20 protein-coding genes and 1 tRNA gene are annotated in these 20,359 nt (G+C 41.6%); 9 read left to right on the forward strand and 12 right to left on the reverse strand.

Annotation, left to right across the window (positions count from 1 at the left end; genetic code table 11):
- Nucleotides 1–77: 77 nt before the first annotated feature.
- Nucleotides 78–1,589: an acetaldehyde dehydrogenase ExaC gene (exaC, locus tag SE27_RS06485; protein ID WP_039621883.1), complete on the reverse strand. Its 1,512-nt coding sequence runs from the start codon at nucleotides 1,587–1,589 to the stop codon at nucleotides 78–80.
- Between the two features lie 203 nt (nucleotides 1,590–1,792).
- Between exaC and SE27_RS06490 the strand changes: the two genes are divergently transcribed.
- Nucleotides 1,793–2,974 carry a helix-turn-helix domain-containing protein gene (locus SE27_RS06490; protein ID WP_039621885.1) on the forward strand — a complete coding sequence of 394 codons (1,182 nt, stop codon included), beginning with the start codon at nucleotides 1,793–1,795 and terminating at the stop codon, nucleotides 2,972–2,974.
- A 19-nt stretch (nucleotides 2,975–2,993) separates the two neighbouring features.
- On the opposite strand, the gene SE27_RS06495 is transcribed toward SE27_RS06490, so the two are convergent.
- From SE27_RS06495 to cysS, 7 genes are all read right to left on the reverse strand, one after another.
- Nucleotides 2,994–3,953 carry an alpha/beta hydrolase gene (locus SE27_RS06495; protein ID WP_039621888.1) on the reverse strand — a complete coding sequence of 320 codons (960 nt, stop codon included), beginning with the start codon at nucleotides 3,951–3,953 and terminating at the stop codon, nucleotides 2,994–2,996.
- A gap of 127 nt (nucleotides 3,954–4,080) precedes the next feature.
- Nucleotides 4,081–4,911, reverse strand: a complete 831-nt coding sequence (locus SE27_RS06500; protein WP_039621889.1) for an SDR family NAD(P)-dependent oxidoreductase — start codon at nucleotides 4,909–4,911, stop codon at nucleotides 4,081–4,083.
- 156 nt (nucleotides 4,912–5,067) lie between these two features.
- A complete protein-coding gene (mdh, locus tag SE27_RS06505; protein ID WP_039621891.1) occupies nucleotides 5,068–6,240 on the reverse strand; it encodes an iron-dependent methanol dehydrogenase in 1,173 nt (390 codons plus the stop codon).
- Nucleotides 6,241–6,652: 412 nt separating this feature from the next.
- Nucleotides 6,653–7,042 (reverse strand): carboxymuconolactone decarboxylase family protein, encoded by a 390-nt coding sequence (locus tag SE27_RS06510; protein WP_039621893.1) that lies wholly within the window; start codon nucleotides 7,040–7,042, stop codon nucleotides 6,653–6,655.
- A gap of 181 nt (nucleotides 7,043–7,223) precedes the next feature.
- Nucleotides 7,224–7,673: a universal stress protein gene (locus SE27_RS06515; RefSeq protein ID WP_039621895.1), complete on the reverse strand. Its 450-nt coding sequence runs from the start codon at nucleotides 7,671–7,673 to the stop codon at nucleotides 7,224–7,226.
- Between the two features lie 346 nt (nucleotides 7,674–8,019).
- Nucleotides 8,020–8,095, reverse strand: a tRNA-Gly gene (locus SE27_RS06520).
- Nucleotides 8,096–8,159: 64 nt separating this feature from the next.
- Nucleotides 8,160–9,581 (reverse strand): cysteine--tRNA ligase, encoded by a 1,422-nt coding sequence (gene cysS / locus SE27_RS06525; protein ID WP_039621898.1) that lies wholly within the window; start codon nucleotides 9,579–9,581, stop codon nucleotides 8,160–8,162.
- Nucleotides 9,582–9,796: 215 nt separating this feature from the next.
- Here cysS and SE27_RS06530 point away from each other — a divergent pair, with 215 nt between their 5' ends.
- The 8 genes from SE27_RS06530 to SE27_RS06565 all read left to right on the forward strand — a co-directional run bounded on the left by SE27_RS06530 (nucleotide 9,797) and on the right by SE27_RS06565 (nucleotide 15,561).
- Nucleotides 9,797–10,774 carry a KpsF/GutQ family sugar-phosphate isomerase gene (locus SE27_RS06530; protein ID WP_039621900.1) on the forward strand — a complete coding sequence of 326 codons (978 nt, stop codon included), beginning with the start codon at nucleotides 9,797–9,799 and terminating at the stop codon, nucleotides 10,772–10,774.
- Between the two features lie 3 nt (nucleotides 10,775–10,777).
- The gene (locus SE27_RS06535) at nucleotides 10,778–11,317 is read left to right on the forward strand and encodes a KdsC family phosphatase (protein WP_039621902.1); all 540 of its coding nucleotides are present in this window, start codon (nucleotides 10,778–10,780) and stop codon (nucleotides 11,315–11,317) included.
- A 41-nt stretch (nucleotides 11,318–11,358) separates the two neighbouring features.
- Complete coding sequence (gene lptC / locus SE27_RS06540) at nucleotides 11,359–11,907, forward strand: LPS export ABC transporter periplasmic protein LptC (RefSeq protein WP_039621904.1); 549 nt, start codon at nucleotides 11,359–11,361, stop codon at nucleotides 11,905–11,907.
- On the forward strand, nucleotides 11,891–12,457 hold the full coding sequence (gene lptA / locus SE27_RS06545) for a lipopolysaccharide transport periplasmic protein LptA (RefSeq protein ID WP_039621906.1): 567 nt from the start codon (nucleotides 11,891–11,893) through the stop codon (nucleotides 12,455–12,457). Before lptC ends, lptA begins: the two co-directional genes overlap by 17 nt.
- Entirely contained in the window at nucleotides 12,457–13,203 is a 747-nt protein-coding gene (gene lptB / locus SE27_RS06550) for an LPS export ABC transporter ATP-binding protein (RefSeq protein WP_039621908.1), read from the forward strand. Before lptA ends, lptB begins: the two co-directional genes overlap by 1 nt.
- A gap of 172 nt (nucleotides 13,204–13,375) precedes the next feature.
- Entirely contained in the window at nucleotides 13,376–13,975 is a 600-nt protein-coding gene (locus SE27_RS06555; protein WP_039621910.1) for an IMPACT family protein, read from the forward strand.
- A complete protein-coding gene (locus SE27_RS06560; protein ID WP_039621911.1) occupies nucleotides 13,968–14,585 on the forward strand; it encodes an acyltransferase in 618 nt (205 codons plus the stop codon). Before SE27_RS06555 ends, SE27_RS06560 begins: the two co-directional genes overlap by 8 nt.
- 133 nt (nucleotides 14,586–14,718) lie before the next feature.
- The gene (locus SE27_RS06565; RefSeq protein ID WP_039621913.1) at nucleotides 14,719–15,561 is read left to right on the forward strand and encodes a universal stress protein; all 843 of its coding nucleotides are present in this window, start codon (nucleotides 14,719–14,721) and stop codon (nucleotides 15,559–15,561) included.
- Between the two features lie 138 nt (nucleotides 15,562–15,699).
- On the opposite strand, the gene SE27_RS06570 is transcribed toward SE27_RS06565, so the two are convergent.
- The 4 genes from SE27_RS06570 to mutS all read right to left on the reverse strand — a co-directional run.
- Complete coding sequence (locus SE27_RS06570) at nucleotides 15,700–16,365, reverse strand: O-methyltransferase (protein ID WP_039623855.1); 666 nt, start codon at nucleotides 16,363–16,365, stop codon at nucleotides 15,700–15,702.
- Between the two features lie 127 nt (nucleotides 16,366–16,492).
- Complete coding sequence (locus SE27_RS06575; RefSeq protein WP_039621915.1) at nucleotides 16,493–17,209, reverse strand: D-Ala-D-Ala carboxypeptidase family metallohydrolase; 717 nt, start codon at nucleotides 17,207–17,209, stop codon at nucleotides 16,493–16,495.
- A 146-nt stretch (nucleotides 17,210–17,355) separates the two neighbouring features.
- The gene (gene fdxA / locus SE27_RS06580) at nucleotides 17,356–17,679 is read right to left on the reverse strand and encodes a ferredoxin FdxA (RefSeq protein WP_039621917.1); all 324 of its coding nucleotides are present in this window, start codon (nucleotides 17,677–17,679) and stop codon (nucleotides 17,356–17,358) included.
- Between the two features lie 201 nt (nucleotides 17,680–17,880).
- Nucleotides 17,881–20,359 (reverse strand): DNA mismatch repair protein MutS (gene mutS / locus SE27_RS06585; protein ID WP_455549972.1); only part of this gene is annotated, 2,479 nt, incomplete at its 5' end.

A 20,359-nucleotide genomic window follows, 5' to 3' on the forward strand; every position in this document is an offset into this window, starting at 1 on the left:
AAGAAAAATAAATAGACATACGATAAAGCGAACCGAAGTTCGCTTTATTACTGATGCGTTAAAATCTGCTGCTGAGCTTAAAAGAAGCCCATCGCTTTGGTGGAGTAGCTGACCAACAGATTTTTGGTTTGTTGGTAATGCTCAAGCATCATTTTGTGGTTTTCACGGCCAATCCCTGATTTTTTATAACCACCAAAGGCTGCATGTGCCGGATAAATATGATAACAGTTGGTCCAGACGCGTCCGGCCTGAATAGCGCGTCCCGCACGATAAGAGGTATGTGCTGAACGTGACCAAACACCTGCACCTAAGCCATAAATAGTGTCATTGGCAATTTTAATTGCATCATCAAAGTCTTTAAAAGTTGTTACCGCAAGTACCGGCCCAAAAATTTCCTCTTGGAAAACTTTCATATCATTGGTGCCTTTAAAAATGGTCGGCTCAATGTAAAAACCTTGACCCACTTCATTGCGTGCATCACCACCGGTGAGAATTTTTGCACCTTCAGAGCGGCCTGTTTCAATACACCCTAAAATTTTATTTTGCTGTTGCAAAGACGCTTGTGCACCAATCATGGTGTCTGTATCTAAAGGATGGCCCGTTTTAATGCGTTTGACTCGTTCAATGGCTTTTTCCAAGAACTGATCTGCAATACTTTCTTGTACCAAAGCCCGCGATGGACAGGTGCAAATTTCGCCTTGATTTAAGGCAAACATGGCAAAACCTTCCAATGCTTTATCTAGGTAATCATCATCTTGTGCCATGACATCTTCAAAGAAAATATTTGGTGATTTACCGCCCAATTCCAGTGTAACCGGAATAATATTTTCAGTGGCATATTGCATGATTTGTTGACCAACAGCGGTAGAGCCAGTAAAGGCAATTTTAGCAATACGCGGATTGGTGGCCAATGGACGACCGACTTCAACGCCGTAACCATTGACGATGTTAAGCACACCCGGGGGTAATAAATCTTGAATAAGCTCGGCCAAGACCAAAATACTGACCGGAGTTTGTTCTGCAGGTTTTAAAACAATACAGTTGCCGGCTGCTAAAGCAGGGGCCAATTTCCATGTCGCCATTAAGATTGGAAAATTCCACGGAATAATTTGTCCGACCACACCTAAAGGTTCATGGAAATGATAAGCAATGGTGTCCTCATCAATTTCAGAGATACCGCCTTCTTGTGCGCGAATACAGCCGGCAAAATAACGAAAATGGTCAATCGCCAAAGGAATATCTGCGGCCAAGGTTTCACGTACCGGTTTACCGTTGTCCCACGTTTCAGCCACAGCCAAAAGCTCTAAATTGGCTTCTAGGCGATCGGCAATTTTTAATAAGGTATTCGAGCGCGTAGTGGGTGAGGCTTTGCCCCATTGTTCTTTGGCTTTATGTGCGGCATCTAATGCAAGTTCAATATCTTCAGCAGATGAGCGCGGAATTTTTGTGAATACTTTGCCATCGACAGGGGAGAGATTATCGAAGTATTCTCCTTTAATCGGTGCGACCCATTGGCCGCCAATAAAATTTTCATATTGGCTTTTAAAGTGAACTTTTGAACCATCTTGATTGGGATCGATATAACGCATATGAATTTTCCTTTGCTTATTTTACTGATCTAAACTGTATCTACAGCTTTGGTATAAGGTACTTTTGCACATTATTTGATTAGCATACGCTGTATAAGGTTGGAGAAAGGTTGGATACAAGAAGGTTTACAATTTTTTTAATAAACTCTAAAACGAGAGTCATTACAGTGGATGTAAATTAGAAATTGTCGAGAGCATAATGCATGATGAGCAAAAAAACGTTAACTCAAAAAAGACAAAATATTGATCAAGTGAAGCAAAATAATCATCTACCCAGCTTGCATGAACAGCAACTGGAACAAAGTATCGTCAGTTCGTGGCAACGTTCAACCTGTGCCGAAATTCCCAAAGATCGCTGTGCTGCACCCTTGGTGTCATTACAAAAAGAAGGAAGTCCCAGTGCCTTAGCCTATGCCTTAGAGCATTGCGCACAGGATTTAAAACATATTGCGCAGCAGTCCTCGATGGTATTGGCCATAGGCGATATTGGCAGTACCATTATTTGGACCGCAGCCAGTGCGCAAATGCAACGTGCTGCTGAAAATGTACATTTTATTGCCGGCGGGCAATGGCGCGAGGAATTAGTCGGCACCAATGCTTTGGCGTTGGCTTTAAAAACCCAGCAATCCAGCTGTGTGTTTTCCAATGAACACTATATGTCCTCGATTCATGATTGGGTCTGCTATGCCGCACCGATCATTGATCCCTATTCAAAACAAGTTTTGGGGGTGATTGATTTATCCACCACGTGGCAAAAGCACAATAGTTTGGGCGTGTTGGCGGCTGAACGCTGCGCCGCGATTATCCAGTCGGCTTTACTGGAACACCAAAAACAACAATTGTTTATCCGTGCTTTTTCTGTGCCGCAAATTTTATTTAATGGCAAAGTTTTGGTACTTACTCCGCGTCAAATTGAAATTTTAACCATTTTGGCGCTGTGTCCGCAGGGCTTAACCTTAGACAGTTTACATCAAGCAGTTTATGGCGAACGAAAAGTCAGTATCGGAACCTTAAAAGCAGAAATGTCACAACTGCGTGATATTTTGGGCGGTATGCTCGGTTCACGGCCTTATCGTTTATTGGTACAGGTGCAAGCTGACTTTTTACTGACCGAACAATCCTTAGATGCCGGCTACACCGATTCTGCTTTAAAATTTTATACGGGGGTATTCCTGACCAAAACCGAAAGTCCTTTTTTGTGCGCATGGCGCGACTGTTTAGAATCGCGCTTAAGTGATGCGATTTTTAAAGCCAATGAAACCGATGTGCTACTCAAGCATCTGGCACGTTCTCCAGAAGCGATTGATGCGGTGGAGCGCTTAATTGAACTGATGCCAAAAACGCATCCCATCCACCAAACTTTATTAAAATATAAAGACCATTAAGCGCATAATGCAGCTTTTTTTATACACCTTTCTGTTGTAGCCATGCAAAAAGTTGTCGATACACCTGCTCACGGACTGATTTTTCTGACAAGACCAAATCATGTAAACCTTTTTTAATGTCACACAGAGTGACATCGCCCTGAATTTTTTGCGCGTAATGAGCGATATGCTTTACATCTAAAACAATATCACTCGACTGAGCATCCAGATGCCATTTTTTGGGATGTGTGCTTCGATCAGAATGCATCACCAAGATGGGAATGCTTAAGCTTACGCCGTGATGAATTTCTTTTTGTGCCTCGAAAATGGCGCGTATAAAACTTAAACGTACCCACGGATAAGATTTGGGTTTCCAGTCCAAGTTAAAATCCCATTCACCTTTTAAGCTTTGATGCAGACTGGGTACATACCATTTATTTAATTCACTGGGCAGCTTTAAATTTGGGCAAAGCTTGGCTATACGGCTTAAACTGGGTAGCGCCAGTTTTTTCTTTATTGGATGCATATTAAAATCATAAAATGGACTATTGACCCATAAGGCTTTTATCAATGCATGATTTGGATGATGCGCAGCATATAACGTGGTGATTAATCCGCCGGTCGAATGACCTGATAACAGCACCGCATCATGACCTTCTTGAGCAATCATGGCTAAGGCTTCGGTAATTTCTGCATCGTATTCTGTAAGCTCACGCACATTATAAAATTGTTGGTGCGGCAGGTGCGAGCGGCCATATTTACGTAAATCAAGTGCATAGAAGTCAAAGCCATGCTGATTAAACTGCTCGGCCATTTCCGTTTGAAAGAAATAATCGATAAAGCCATGAATATATAACACTGCTTTTTGCGTGGGTATATTGGCTTTTTTTCGCACCAAAGTGGCGGTGACTTGTCCTTCATAATCATCAGGGAAATTTAAGCGGGCTTGTTGATAATCTTCACCCAAAATATCAGTTTGATAGCGATCATGCTTCGTCATTTGAAGGGCCTATGGATAGAGTTGTTTTTATTTGAATGGATTAATTACTATAGCTTATTTGATTTGGATACTCACCGCTCACCGTCCAAAATGAGGCAATGAGTATCCGGTGGAATATTAAGCAATGTTACAGATACTGTTGGACCAAATCATAAGAGAGGTCATTGAGCTGTTGCGCCAGTTTTAAATTTTTCGATCGAGGCGAGGAAATCGCTGGTGTTTGTACACTGGCATAGTGGCCATTTTTTTGTCCCCATGCTGCATCTAAAGCCATTTTTTTAATCAGCTGTGCCGGTTTGCTCGGGGGAATTAATGCCAAAGACACCACTTTATATTGCAGTTTGGGAAGCTGACGGTACAGATCAGAATCCACGACCCCAGGATGGACCGCGTTACTGGTCACAGAACTGCCTTTAAGTTGTTGAGCGAGTAAATTACTAAACAGAAGATTGTGTAATTTACTGCTGCCGTAACTTAAAAAGGTGCGATAGTGAGTATTATCTTCGGCTAAAAATTTTTCCGGTTGTAGGTTGCCGGCCCAGTGTGCAATAGAGGATAAATGGATAATCCGGCCTTGTTGAGCTTTTTTAAGCAGCGGAAGCAGTTTTAACGTCCATAGATAATGTCCCAGAAAATTCACGCCAAAATGTTTTTCAAAACCATCTACCGTGCTGTCAAGTTGATTTGAAATCAAGCCGGCATTGTTAATCAACACGTCAATATGTGGATACTTCGCCAGTATTTCATCAGCAGCCTGTTGGACTTTTTGTAAGCTGTCTAAATCCAGCTCAATCACATCGACTTGGCCTTTACCGAGTGCTTGTAAGTGTTGTTTTGCCTGTTCAGCTTTTTGCATATTTCTACAGGCCAGAATGACATGATGATTTTCGTTTAATAATTCTTCAGCAGTTTTCAGGCCAATACCTGCATTTGCGCCGGTAATGAGGATGGTTTTCATATCTGTATTCTATGTTTTGTAAGGATATTGCATTGTTTATAAACTGAATCAGAAGGATGCGGAAGGGGTAATTACATATTTTAAAACAATAAAAAAAGGAATATCACCGAAGTGATATTCCCAAAAGAGTAATTCAACATGGATAAAAGCGTTTGATTACATCGCCGCTTTAAAGATGTTAACCACTTGTTCGTGCGTTGCTTTACGTGGATTGGTCAGCATGCAAGCATCTTTTTGCGCATTTTCTGACATCACTGCAAGATCAGCTTCTTTCACCTTCAATTCAGCTAAGCCAGTTGGAATACCAATAGAGGCTGAAAGGGTGCGAATGGCATTAATGGCTTCAAAGGCGGCTTCGGTTACAGTTAAGCCTTCAATGTTTACGCCCATTAATTGTGCAATTTTTGCATAACGATCAGGACAAGCAATTAGGTTGAATTCACACACATGCGGCAATAGGATTGCATTACAGACGCCGTGAGGAAGATTGTAGAACCCGCCTAATTGGTGTGCCATGGCATGTACATAACCCAGTGATGCATTGTTAAAGGCCATTCCTGCAAGGTACTGGGCGTAGCTCATTGCATCACGTGCTTCTAGGTTTTCACCATTGGCAACGGCTGGACTTAACCATTCGCTAATCATGGTAATGGCTTTTTCTGCACAAGCATCGGTAATCGGGGTGGCAGCGGTTGATACATAAGCTTCAACGGCGTGAGTCAGTGCATCCATACCGGTTGCCGCAGTTAGGCTGGCCGGTTTTGCAATCATTAATTTAGGGTCATCAATGGCAATCAGCGGCGTACAACGCCAATCGACAATCGCCATTTTTACATGCGTATCGGTATTGGTGATAATACAAAAACGCGTCATTTCCGATGCTGTACCTGCGGTGGTGTTAATGGCAATCAGCGGGGTCATGGCGACAGTACTTTTATCAATACCTTCATAGTCACGGATATGTCCGCCACCTGCGGTCACTAAGCCCACACCTTTAGCGCAGTCATGTGATGAGCCGCCACCTAAAGAGACAATAAAGTCACAGCCATTGTCATTGTAAGCTTGCACACCATTGTGTACGTTAATATCGGTTGGATTCGGTTCTGCGCCTGAGAAAATATGGCAATCAACGCCTGCTTCTTTTAAGTAAGCGGCAATGGTGTCTGCAACACCAAATTTAAATAGACCGGCATCGGTCACAATGAGCGCTTTTTTCGCACCTAAATTTTGTGCTTTAGCACCAATTTCTTTGGCACAACCGGGGCCAAAAAGAGAAACACAAGGAATATAAAACCCGTTTGTTTGATCTGCAATATTTTTAAAAGCCATGGTGCGATTCCTTCTACCATTCATTATGTTATCGGCTATTCTTGCCGTAAAATAAGTATTGAATGAATCGTCCATAAATCCTACCTACCAAACACCTACCATCTTAAAGACATTCAATATTCTAAATTTTGCACTGACTTTTATCGCTATAAAAGTCTTGAATTTAAGATTTAAATACTTTCATATACAAATGCTTATGGATAAATAAAGCCGAAAATTTAAAGATATATGCGTTCTGTGTTTTTTCAGAAAATAAAAATATGCGCTCAATATTAAATTCAGCGCATATTCTAAAATCAGGGATTGAAATAAAGCGGTTCCACAAATGCAGTCTCGCTTTATCTTTATATATATGGACTTATAAGGTTTTTTTAGGGACAGATGAAAACCCATATAGTCTAGATTGAGCTGATCAGGATTCAGCCTGTTGAATGTCTTGCATCACTTCGAGTGCAGCGCGGAACGCTTCTTGTGTGGTCGGTGCGCCGCAATACGGTAAGCTATGCAGCAAGACTTCTTGAATTTCCTCAATCGTCGCACCGTTATTGAGTGCGCCGCGGATATGGCCTTTCAGTTCGGCCGGGCTTTTTTGTGCCACCAGAAAAGCAATGGTAATGAGTGAGCGATATTTACGCGGCAACACGCCTTCACGTTGCCATGTTGAACCCCACGCGTGTTCATTAATCCAATCCTGAAGGGGTTGAGTAAACGGCACAGTGTTGTCCTGCGCGCGTTTAACAAAAGATTCTCCCATCACTTCGGTGCGTACTTTTAAGCCATTTTCATAATCTTGTTGTGACATGTTTTTCTCTTTACAATCTGGGTTAAAGCAGTGGCTAAAGTTTAAACTGCATAGGCACAGATACCTATCATTTTATGTTGCTATTCAGATTGAAAGTAACCGTTTTATTGCCATCCACATACGCCAGTAAAATCAAATTCATCTTAAAGGGTAGTTAGCGCGTGAGCTGTATGAGGCGATATTATTTGGTGTATTTGATAACGAGGACAGGAATATGGCTAGAAGTTAGAATGTCTTGTGCAACACTACCGATTATGGCTTTTTTAAAACCGGTTCGACCATGTGAGCCAACCACAATTAAATCAACATTTAATTCATCTGCCAGTTTGGTAATGGCGTTACTAGGGGATTGCGCGGTTAGAATTTTGCTCTCTGCGCTAATACCTTGCTCAATAAATTGATGACTCAGTTCAGTCAAAATATTTTTTGCGTGTGCTTGAGCTTGCATAGAATAATCGGTGATACCGGGTACATTCTTATAAAAACTGACGCTGGTTAGAGGATCAGTCACCACCACACTGGCTATGGTGACTTGACTGCCTAAGGCTTTGGCTAAAATTCTGACTTGCTCCGCAGCAATAAAAGCAATCGGTGAGTCATCCACTGCCAGTAAGATGTGTTGATAGTTCATCAGGCTTCTCTTTTTTGAATATGGATTTATTGATCTTAAGATTAGCACAGGGAATCTAGCGCAATGGAAAAGGGTAAAAATCGCACTTTTCTTCACAGATTTAAAATATTGAGATAAAGCAAAAGATCAGTTTTTTTGAAGATTAGCAATAACCTTATAATTTATAGGGATATTCAAGTTACAAAAGAATCTGAAAGCATTTTAATTTTTGAAGATCAGTTTTATGCAGCACTTTGAGGCTTGAAGGCCAGATAAAAAATATGTATGAGGGGATGGACTGTAAATGATAAAACGATAGAGATGAAAAAAAGCCCTTATCAATTATGATAAGGGCTTTTTCGTATTTTGGAGCGGGAAAAGAGACTCGAACTCTCGACCCCAACCTTGGCAAGGTTATGCTCTACCAACTGAGCTATTCCCGCTTTATGGAGTGTATTATAGAGGGTTTTGTGCTGCTGTCAATTGGCTAACGTACCAAGTGATCAATTAATCAGCACGACGCCAAATGGTGCCTTGTCGTGTATCTTCTAAAACAATGCCTTGCTCAAGTAAAGATTGACGAATTTCATCGGCTTTGGCAAATTCTTTGGCTTTTTTGGCATCAATACGCTGTTGAATAAAGCCTTCAATTTGTTCTGCGCTTAAATTCAGGGCTTCTTGACCAATATCAGACTTTAAAAAGTCATCTACGTTATGCTGCACCAAACCTAAAATATCGGTTAAATGGCGTAAAGTAGAGTAGTAAACCGTGGCTTGTTCTGCATGACCATCTTTGACCGCACGGTTCAATTCTTTGTTGATTTCAAATAATACGGCAATCGCTTCAGAGGTATTAAAGTCATCACGCATGGCACTGTTAAAGCGCTCAACGAAACTCTGCTCTAAAGCCTGCGTGGTTTTTTCAGCATAGACTTGTTGATAGGCTTTAAAGGCATGATAAAAACGTGACAGTGTGTTTTTCGCTTCTTTTAATGCGGTGTCGGAGAAATTCACCGGACTTCTATAATGTGATGAAACAATAAAGTAACGGATGACTTCAGGATGGAACTTGTCCATCACATCACGAATGGTGAAAAAGTTGCCCAAAGACTTCGACATTTTTTCGCCATCGACATTAATAAAGCCAACATGCATCCAATAATTAACATATTGCTCATCTGTTGAGGCTTCTGATTGTGCAATCTCATTTTCATGATGGGGGAACATTAAATCTGAACCGCCACCATGAATATCAAAATGATTGCCAAGGCAGCAGGTGGACATGGCTGAACATTCAATATGCCAACCGGGACGACCATTGCCCCAAGGAGAAGGCCACGCAGGTTCATTTTCTTTGGCATGTTTCCACAGTACAAAGTCAAACGGATGTTTCTTTTGTACTTCTACATCCACACGCTCAGATGCACCCGCTTGCATATCGCTAAGTTTACGGCCAGATAAACGGCCATATTTGGCAAATTTTTCCACTTGAAAGTAAACGTCACCGTTACTTGAAGGATAAGCTGCGCCTTTATTAACCAAATTACCGATCATGCTTTGCATTTGATCAATATAGTCGGTTGCACGTGGTGCTTGATCCGGTGCAACACAGCCTAAATTGGCGGCATCGGTATTCATGGCATCAATAAAACGGTCGGTCAGTTGATGAATATTCTCGCCATTTTCATTGGCGCGTTGAATAATTTTATCGTCAATATCGGTAATATTCCGCACGTATTTTACTTGCCAGCCTTGGCTGCGTAAAAAGCGAATAATATAGTCAAATGCAACCATGACCCGAGCATGTCCAATATGACAATAATCATAAACCGTCATACCGCAGACATAGATATCAATTTGTCCCTCAACACGTGGCACAAATTCAACTTTTTTACGTTGCTCTGAGTTATATAGGACAAATGGTTGCATAGGTCTTCAAAAGGCGAAAGAAAAGATACTTCATCTTAACCTAAGCATTATTTTTCATAAAGTTTTATGCGGTTTTTTTATCGATCTACGAAAAAGTTATACATTTAAAAACGTCTGATTTGCACAGATATGATAAAATTACAAAAATTATTTTTCGCTTACTTAGAGTCAACTCTGTATAGAGTAAAGGTAAATCTATTTTGAACCCACCAAATATGCCCAACCAAGTCGACTTTCAAAAAGTCGCATTAGCCACTTTGCGTATCGAAGAGCAGGCGTTAGAAATACTGGCCACTCAAATTGATCAGCGCTTTAGCGATGCCTGCGAAATTATTTTGCAATGCCGTGGGCGTTTAGTGATTACCGGCATGGGCAAGTCAGGGCATATTGGGCGCAAAATGGCAGCGACGTTTGCCTCTACCGGAACACCGTCTTTTTTCATGCATCCGGGTGAAGCTGGACATGGCGATTTAGGCATGCTTGTACATGGTGATGTGGTAATTGCTATTTCAAACTCGGGGAAGAGTGATGAAATTATGATGCTGATGCCATTGATCAAGCGTCTGGAAATACCGTTGATTACCATCAGTGGTGATAATAAAGGGCCAATGCCGCAAAGTGCCGATGTGGCGTTAACTTTGGGTGATATTCAAGAAGCCTGTCCACTGGGTTTAGCACCGACCTCTAGCACCACTGCAACTTTAGCACTGGGCGATGCCTTGGCAGTGGCTTTACTGGATGCGCGAGGTTTTACCGCAGATGATTTTGCCATGTCGCATCCGGCAGGGGCTTTGGGTAAGCGCTTATTGTTACAAGTAAAACATCTGATGCATACCGGCCAAGAGTTGCCGCAAGTTTCTCCAGATACACCAATGAATCAAGTTCTATACGAAATTTCGAATAAACGCCTAGGTTTAACCACAATTGTCGATCAAAATGAAGTGTTGCTGGGCATATTTACCGACGGTGATTTACGCCGTTTAATCGATAAGCAACAAGGTTTTGATGTCAATCTTAAAATTTCTGAAGTCATGACGGAAAATCCACTGACCATTTCAGCCGAGGTTCGTGCGGTGGAAGCTTTGGAGCGCATGAACGAGAAAAAAATTAATCAATTTGTGGTCGTTGATGATCTACATAAAGTGATTGGGGTAATTAGCATGCATGACTTGATTCAAGCTGGAGTAAATTAACACATGGCTTCTTATGTTTTATTAGAGCAAGCGCGTCATGTTGAAGCTTTGGTCTTAGATGTTGATGGTATTTTAAGTGATGGTTTCGTTACCTTAACCAATAGTGGCGATGAAATTAAATCCTTTGATATTCGTGATGGTTTAGGCATGAAGTTGGTACAACAAGCCGGCGTCAAAGTCATTATTATTACGGGACGTAAAAGTAACATTGTCGATAAGCGGATGTCGGATTTGGGCGTCGATTTGGTTTTTCAAGGCCGTGAAGATAAAGGCGTGGCATTAACAGAAGCTTGCGCGCAGCTGAATCTTTCTCCCGATGATTGTTTATATATGGGGGACGATTGGCCGGATCTTTCAGCCTTTGCAATTGCCGGAATGAAAGTCACCGTACCCAATGGGCATGTCGAAGTGCGCCGCCGTGCGGATTTAGTCACGCAAGCCATGGGCGGGCGAGGCGCAGTACGTGAAATCTGCGATATGATTTTAATGGCCAAAGGCGCTTACGATACACTGCTTGAAAAATACAGCGCTAACCCGTATTAATAATTGAATAATTCATTCAATTTGAGTTAAGTACCCCACTTATGGATACAAAAGTTTTATACGTAACTGCTATAGCCATTGCAGCTATAAGTGGTGGTTACTACTATTATAGTGGTAAAGGCAATAAACTTGAGGTTGATTCAGCAAGGAATATGACCTATTCGGCTGAAAAAATTAATCTCACCCAAACGGATGATCGCGGTAATTTATACGTGCGCGCTCAGGTTGATCGTCTTGAACAAGATATGCAAAAACAAACTTCAAAAATGACCAATCTAAATGCTTCCATGTATAAAGATGCTGTGGTAAATGCTACTTTTTATGCCAAAATTGCAAATAGTTACGACGACAATCAACGTATTGTCTTGTCACAAGAGGTATTAATTAAAAAATTAATGCCACAAGGTGAAATGCAGTTTAAGACCACAGCGTTGACGGGCTACCCTAAAACCAATGAAATTGAAACCGATAAACAGGTTATTGTGCAATCTCCGCAAGCTGAATTTGTAAGCCAAGGTTTGAAAGCCAATCTAAATGACGGTCAATACGAATTTTTTAATATTCGAGGAAAATATGAACCAAAATCTTAAGCTTGTATGGTCTAAAACTTTGCTTAAGCAAGCAGCTTTAGCCAGTTTGGTCGTATTCTCATCGGCTGCGGCGTTGGCTGTACCTTCGGATAGAAATCAGCCCATCTCCTTGGTGGCAGATCGTGCAACGTACAGTGAAAAAACCGGAGTGACAACTTATACCGGTAACGTCATCATTGAACAAGGCACCATGAAATTACAAGCCAATTCTATTGTGGCCAATTTAAACAGCAATAAAGAAATTAGTATTATTACCGCAACTGGCGGCCCTGCACGTTTCCAGCAAAAAATAGATGTCAATAAAGGGTTGGCCAAAGGGCAAGCGCAAAAGATTATTTATAATGCACAAACCGGTATTGTGACTTTAACCGGCAGTGCTTTGTTGGAGCAAGATGGGGCAAGTATTCGCGGCAACACCTTAAAATACAGTATGAATAAGGGCGATGTAGAGGCCACTGGTACACCAAATAGTTCAGGTTCATCATCTGGACGTGTACAAATTGTGATTCCACCTTCAAGCGCAAAATCTTTCCCGGGAGCGCGTGATTAATGGATCAGTCGCTCAAACAACCGCAAAAGCTCTGTATTAAACATTTGGCCAAAAACTACAATAAAAGATGGGTGGTTAAAGACGTCTCGTTACAAATGCACAGTGGTGAAATTGTAGGCTTACTAGGTCCCAATGGCGCAGGTAAAACCACCAGTTTTTACATGGTGGTGGGTTTGGTGCGGATGGATAAAGGTGAGATTCATTTAGATGATCTAGATTTATCTGATTTAGCCATGCATGAACGAGCACGCAAAGGCATTGGTTATTTACCACAAGAAGCCTCTATTTTTCGCAAACTGACCATTGCTGAAAATATTATGGCGATTTTAGAAACCCGTAAAGATTTAAACAAGCAGCAGCGTTTACAACGTTTAAGTGAATTACTGGCCGATTTTAAAATTACCCATATTAAAGACTCTTTGGGCATGAGTGTCTCGGGCGGTGAACGTCGCCGTGCAGAAATTGCCCGCGCTTTGGCGGCAGATCCAAAATTTATGTTATTAGATGAGCCATTTGCCGGTGTCGATCCTATTTCGGTCGGTGATATTAAGGATATTATTCGTACGCTAAAAGACCGTGGTATTGGGGTGTTAATCACCGATCATAATGTACGAGAAACCTTAGCCATTTGTGAGCGTGCTTATATTGTCAGTGAAGGTGCGGTCATTGCCGAAGGAACACCAGAAGAAGTACTGGCCAATGAAACCGTGCGTCAAGTCTATTTGGGTGATGATTTTAGAGTCTAAGTATGATTTTAAAGTGGCTTGAGTGGTATGTTTTATCTGTTAAAACTGCTTTTTCTACAGCATAAACTGGCTTGAATACAAAAAAACTTCCGCGCTTAAGGCGGTTTTTTTGTATCTGCAAGGTGCTGAAAACCAGTTATACTGACAGCATGTTGTTCTTCATTTTAGATTTATGTCCTTTACCATTGCCTCGCAAGTTACTTTTGAACAAGACATTAAAAAAAGTCGCTTTCAAGCGATTGCTGTGCCCGTACAATCTGAGCAAGCCGTAAAAGACTTTTTAGCCCTGCATAAAGACAATACCACCACCCATCAATGTTGGGCATGGAAAATTGGCAACAATGTACGCTTTAATGACGATGGTGAGCCTTCTGGAACGGCTGGACGTCCCATTTTGGCCACCATTGAAGGCAACGAATTAAGTAATGTTTTGGTCTTGGTCAATCGTTGGTATGGGGGTATTAAATTAGGTACAGGCGGATTGGTGCGTGCTTATGGCGGTTGTGCAGGGCAGTGCTTATTGTTGGCTGAGAAAATTGAACTTATCATAAAAATAAAAGTCAGTTTTCACTGCCAGTTTAATGAGTGGGCTATTTTGCAGTATGAACTGAACCAACAACAGATTGAATTTGAAGAACACTATACCGATACGGGAGTTGAGGTGAAGGCTTCCCTACAAACGCCACAAATAGCCATTTGGTCCTTAAAAATTCAAGATATAAGCCGTGGCCGTGAACAGCTGAGAATCCTAGAAGAGCCAGAAGATGACTGAATCAGATCCGCTATTAAAGTATCGTGAACAGCATAAACATCGTTTAAATTATATGCCGTGGCTGTATGGGTCATTAAAGCCTAAAAATCGTGCTTGGGCAGAGGCGTGGCAAAAAGAATATCAAGCCTATCTAATGCAAATGGAAACAGTAGAAATTGGTGAAAATTGTTTTATTTCACCTTTGGCGCATATTTTTGCAGAACCAGGACGTCAAATTAGCATTGGAGATAATAGCTTTATTGCTGCGGATTGTACTTTGCATGGCCCGCTACAAATTGGGAATGAAGTCGCAATTAACCATCATTGTATTTTAGATGGTGGACGCATGGGCATTAAACTACATGATCAGGTGCGTCTTGCTGCCTATTGTCATTTATATGCCTTTGATCACGGCATGCAACTAGAACAACCCATCTATCAACAAGCGGTTCGCTCACAGGGAATTGAAATTGGTCAAGATGTTTGGCTAGGCGCGCATGTGGGCGTCAAGGACGGCGTTACAATTCATGCGCATGCAGTGGTTGGTATGCACAGTATGGTGACTAAAAATATTGAACAGGCCGCGATTGTGGCTGGCAATCCAGCAAAATTTATTCGTTATCGTGATTAATTTTTTTTGATAATCTGGCTAGAGAGTTTTCGAAATTTACTTACATAAAAGCATGCACAGCGCTCTACAGTTATGCTAAGTTAAAAAGCACCAATAGACTTAAAAGCTATAATAAGCAAAAAGCGAGGCAAAAATGAAGCGTGTAATCGCCTGTATTGACTCTTCTCCATGCGTGAATGCAGTTGCTGAAGCAGCGGCATGGGTGGCAAAACAAACCAATCGTGAATTGGTTTTACTTCAGGTTTTAGATTATTACCCTGCAAGTTATCATTTGGGTGAAATTAGTGGTGTGATCGGTTTTGAAAGTAATGCAATGTTACTCAAAGAACTGGCAGAACTTGAGCAGAAACAAAGTGAACTCGCACTGGATTATAGCAATAACTTATTGGATCATATTTCTGAGCTTATTCAGCAAAAATATAATATTACTGCAACGCATATTCAAGAAAAAGGTGATTTTTTAGAGCAAAGTTTTCAAGTCTTACAAGAAGAAGATGTGGTTGTTATTGGCCGAGTGGGTGAGCGTTCAGCCGAGTTAAATAAACCCATTGGCAGTAACGTAGAAAACTTTATTCGCGGCGCAAAATGTACTGTGATGACGGTGGGAGAAAACTTTAAGCCACCAACACGTTTTATCTTTGCTTATGAGTATTCACCGACCTGCGTCAATATGATGAAACGCGTAGCACAAAGCGATTTGTTAAAACTGCTGCAATGTCATTTGTTGTATGTGGGAGACCATCCTGAAGTATTGAATGAGCCTTCACAATACTTAAAAAATGCGGGGTTGGATGTGGTCATGGAATACCGTTATGGCGATGTAGCAGAAAATATACTTGAATATCAGGCCGAACATGCGATACAACTGATTGTATTGGGTGCTTTTAGTCAAAGTAAAATTCGACAGTTCTTTTTAGGTAGTGTGACCACCGGTATTTTTCGAAATTCGTTAGTGCCACTCTTGGTGGTCAAGTAAAAATATCCACGGAGATATTAATTCGTGGCTCAATATAGTTATCCGCATAACTTGTGGATAACTATATGGATAATACTTATAAGTTGCTCATAAATAAACAAAAAAACACGACGAATGTTTTTTGATCTGTGTCGTGTTTTATTTCACTAACACCAAAGCTAAGCCATCATGCCCTTTACTTCCAACGGTCTGTAATGCCGTGCAAGATAAAATTTTAGGATGATTTTTTAGTGCTGTAAACATCTCGCGAATGCCTTCAATACTCGGCTTGTGATTATCACATTTAATGATGTCACCTGCACGAATGACGTTATCTAACACAATAATAGTGCCGGAATGCGATAAATTTAAGCTCAGTTCTAAATACTCGGCATAACTTTGTTTATCGGCATCAATAAAAATAAAGTCAAAAGCTTCGGTGTCATCAGGGAGTGCTTTTAACAGCTCGGCTGCACGTCCCACTTGAAGCTCGATGGTGGGTTTAAGTTGGGCATGTTCAATATTTTCTTGAGCAACAATGGCGTGAGCCTCACGACCTTCAATGGTTAAGATATAACCATCATCGGGTAAAGCGCGCGCCAGCCATAAAGTGCTATAGGCCGCAAAAGTCCCCAATTCCAATACGCGTTTGCAATGGTTCATTTGAATCAACATTTGCAACAGCATGCCTTGATTGGGTGCAACAGCCAGATGATCAGGATAACCGCGATCTTCAGTGTTTTGTAAAGCGTGCAGAAGAATAGGGTCTTCTGGAATTAAATGTGAATCGATGTAAGCATCAATCTCTGTCCACATTTGTTGCATAGTTCTGTCACCGGTATTTTGATGCAAGCATTTTAAACCTTTCCGCTCAGAGTGCAATTTTTTCATCTATAGCTCATGCAGAAGAGGCGTATGACCGTGCTTTATCTTCTGTTAAGCATGCATCGACTTAATAATTACACATCGAACTATTACGCGATAAGTCTGGCCCCCAAGTGCGATAACCTTGCGTATCAATATGGATTTGACCTGAGGCATACAGTCCCAGCCCCATATTTAGGCTTTGACCGTGTTGCGCCCAAAATTGGCATAATTTAAATTTACTGCTTTCAATAAAGGCATAGTCATTGGCTTGTGGATAAGCCGGCCCAATGCGAAAATCGATGGCTGAATTAAATAAATGACGCGATGAGTTAGCACCGCCAGCACATTGATTGAGTGGTAAATCACGATAAACAGACGTCACTTCAAAATCAGTCAGCACTTTTGCCGCAATAAGATATTTAAACACCCGTAAAGTCGAGACTTGATTGTTCCATAATTCTTGGTTTGGAATCATGTATTGTGAGCGCGCGCATTTCTGCCAATCGCGTGCAGTGCGCATCAATTCAAAACTTGGAATAATATTGCCCACGCCATTACGATCGAGAAACATTTCGTACTCACGAACCTGTCGTAAATTATTACTGGTGGCCATCCAAGCGTTATAAGTATAAGGAACTGTTTTAGGTGCAGTTGTACGTTCAATACTAATCCGCTCTTGAGGAATGAAAATTCGCTTTCCACTAGGCGTCGTATGTCCTTGTTTTGAAGGAGAAGAGGTACAGCCAATCATAACCAGAGGAACTAAGCTTAGACCCAGTAATCCCTTTAGAAAATGCTTCATTATACAAATCAAATATTTATAAATACGCGGCCTATTTTAGTCTAATTTTAAGGAGAGAATTTGGAAAGATTGCAATCAAATGTTTGCTTTGAGTACAAAAAAAGATCAGCAGGTGCTGATCTTTTTTTGAAAACTTGCAGAGGAAATTACTTTTCTAAGTATTGTAACTTATTCGGTTTGCCATTCCATTCTTCACGATCAGCAGGTTGTTCGCCAATTTGAGTGATGTTGGGCCATTTTTGTGCAAGCTCTGTATTCAGCTCAATAAAGACTTCTTGTCCCTCGGGTAACTCATCTTCTGAGAAGATGGCATTGGCTGGGCATTCAGGTTCACATAAAGCACAGTCGATACATTCATCAGGATCGATCACGAGGAAATTTGGACCTTCGTAGAAACAATCTACCGGACAAACCTCTACGCAATCTTGATATTTACATTTAATACAATTTTCAGTGACAACAAAGGTCATGGCGGCAGCTACCTAAAATATGGTTCTAATTACTCTTGCTGTATTCTAGGCAAAAACACTGCCAAGTAACAATTGCTTTTATTGATATTTGTTATATATAGGGCTGTTAATTTTAATAAAAATTACATATCAACCTAAATATCGCAAATAAGGATCAAAGACTTCATCTTGGAAGTCTTGTTTGACCGATGAAATGCTGGATTAAGCCTGTAACGCATCTTTTAAAGCATAGATCTGTTGCAAGGCTTCACGCGGTGATAAATTATCCACATCTAAGGCTCTTAATAAGTTCAGTGCTGGTGTGTCTTTTTCCACTTCCACAATACGTTCCACCACTTCAATACTGGGTTCATCGACAATACTGAATAAATCGTTTTGGACCACTTTATTCACTTGTCGCTGTTGCTGTTTTTCTAAAATCTTTAAGCGATTTTGCGCCTCTTTAATCACGCTGGCAGGAATACCGGCCAATTTGGCCACTTGTAAACCATGACTCTGACTGGCAGGGCCTTGCTGAACTTTGTGTAACAGAATTAAGTTGCCATTGAGTTCTTTGGCGGTGACGTGATAGTTATCAATACCCGATTCTTTGGCCAATTCGGTCAATTCAAAATAATGGGTGGCAAATAAGCATAAGCATTTAATTCGTTTGCTCAGGTCAAGCACACAGGCCCACGCCAAAGACAGACCATCATAGGTGCTGGTTCCACGTCCGACCTCATCCATCAGCACCAAAGATTGATTGGTGGCATGATGCAAAATTTGTGAGGTTTCCGTCATTTCCACCATAAAGGTTGATTTGCCGGTGGATAAATCATCTGCTGAGCCAATGCGAGTAAAAACCCGATCAATCGGGCCTAAAATAGCGGCTTGTGCGGGCACATAACAGCCACAATAGGCCAATAAACTGATTAACGCAGTTTGACGCATAAAGGTTGATTTTCCGCCCATGTTGGGGCCTGTCACAATGGCCATGCGGTGATTAAAATCTAAACTGGTGTCATTGGCAGTAAAGGGAGTTTTACTGAGCGCTTCCACCACCGGATGCCGACCTGCCACAATTTTAACGCCAATTTCTGGACTAAATTCAGGACGGCACCAATTGCGTAAGCGCGCTTGATGCGCAAAATTGGCCAATAAATCGAGCTGAGCAATTGCGCTGCTCATCATTTGTAAATTGCCAATATCCGCGCGTAATTCATCTAGTAGCATCTCAAACAGCATTTTTTCACGTGCCAGCGCTCTGGATTCACTCGACAGGACTTTATCTTCAAAAGATTTGAGTTCTGGCGTGATATAGCGTTCTGCATTTTTTAAGGTTTGCCGGCGAATATAATGCTCAGGCGCATGCTCAGCTTGGGCGCGCGTTAATTCGATATAGTAGCCACTGACGCGGTTATAACCAATTTTAAGGGTAGACACGCCAGTATTTTCACGCTCTTGGATTTCAAGATCAATCAAGAATTGACCGGCATGATCACGGATTTTGCGTAATTCATCCAGTTCGCTGTCAAAGCCTTCCGCAATGACGTTGCCATCACGCAGTAATACGGGCGGATGTTCAACCACTGCGGCCATTAAGCGTTGATACAGTGCTTTAAAATCCCCCAATTCATTATCCAGTTGCTCAATTAAGCCCGTTGGATGATTGTGTATGATGGGCTGAATCGCGTGGCGTAATAAGGGAATTTGCGCACAAGCTTGGCGTAGTTGGACTAAATCACGCGGACGTGCGCTGCCTAAGGCAATTCGGCTGAGCACCCGTTCAATATCGCTGATGTCTTTTAACACCAAACGCGTCGGCGCTTCATGGTAGCCTTTTAATATGCAGCTAATGGCATCTAAGCGGGCATCAAGTAATTTGGTGTCACGTAACGGTTGCATGATGGTGCGACTTAATAAGCGGCCACCCATTGCTGTTTGGCAATCATTAATCAATTGAAATAATGAGGTGCCATGATCAAACAACGGTTCAACCAATTCCAGATTACGCCGTGTGACCGGATCTAAGGCAATAAAGTCACTGCTTTGTTCCAATTGAATCGAGCGAATATGCGGTAATGCTGTTTTTTGCGTTTCTTTGGCATAGTGAATCAGCGCTGCAGCCGAGGCTTTGGCCAAAGGTAAATGATCAATGCCAAAGCCAGCAAGAGTGGACACTGCAAATTGATCGCATAAGGTTTTTTGCGCATTATTTAAGTTGAAATCGACATTCGGACGCTTGGTAACTGGACACTCCAGTTGCTTCTTAATTTGCTCAATAATATTTTGATCAATAATATCTTCATCAACCAAAATTTCACTTGGCATGAGCCGTGAAAGCTCAATCGCCAGTTGTTCTGGTTGAAAATCTTGTTGTTGAACTTTAAAAATACCCGCGCTTAAATCCAGTAGCGCTATTCCAATTTGGTTTTGTTGTATGCACAGAGCGACCAAATTAGACGATTGATGGCTGTTGAGTAAGGCATCATCCGTCAGTGTACCCGGCGTAATGATGCGTACCACACCACGTTCCACCGGCCCTTTACCCGTCACTTCACCCAGTTGCTCACAAATAACGACAGTTTCACCCTTTTTAACCAAGCGCGCTAAATATCCTTCAGCCGCGTGATAAGGCACACCTGCCATAGGAATCGGTTCGCCATTGGCTTTACCACGATGGGTCAGGCTAATGCCCAAT

It is taken from the genome of Acinetobacter harbinensis, from assembly GCF_000816495.1.
In the GTDB taxonomy this organism is placed as follows: domain Bacteria; phylum Pseudomonadota; class Gammaproteobacteria; order Pseudomonadales; family Moraxellaceae; genus Acinetobacter; species Acinetobacter harbinensis.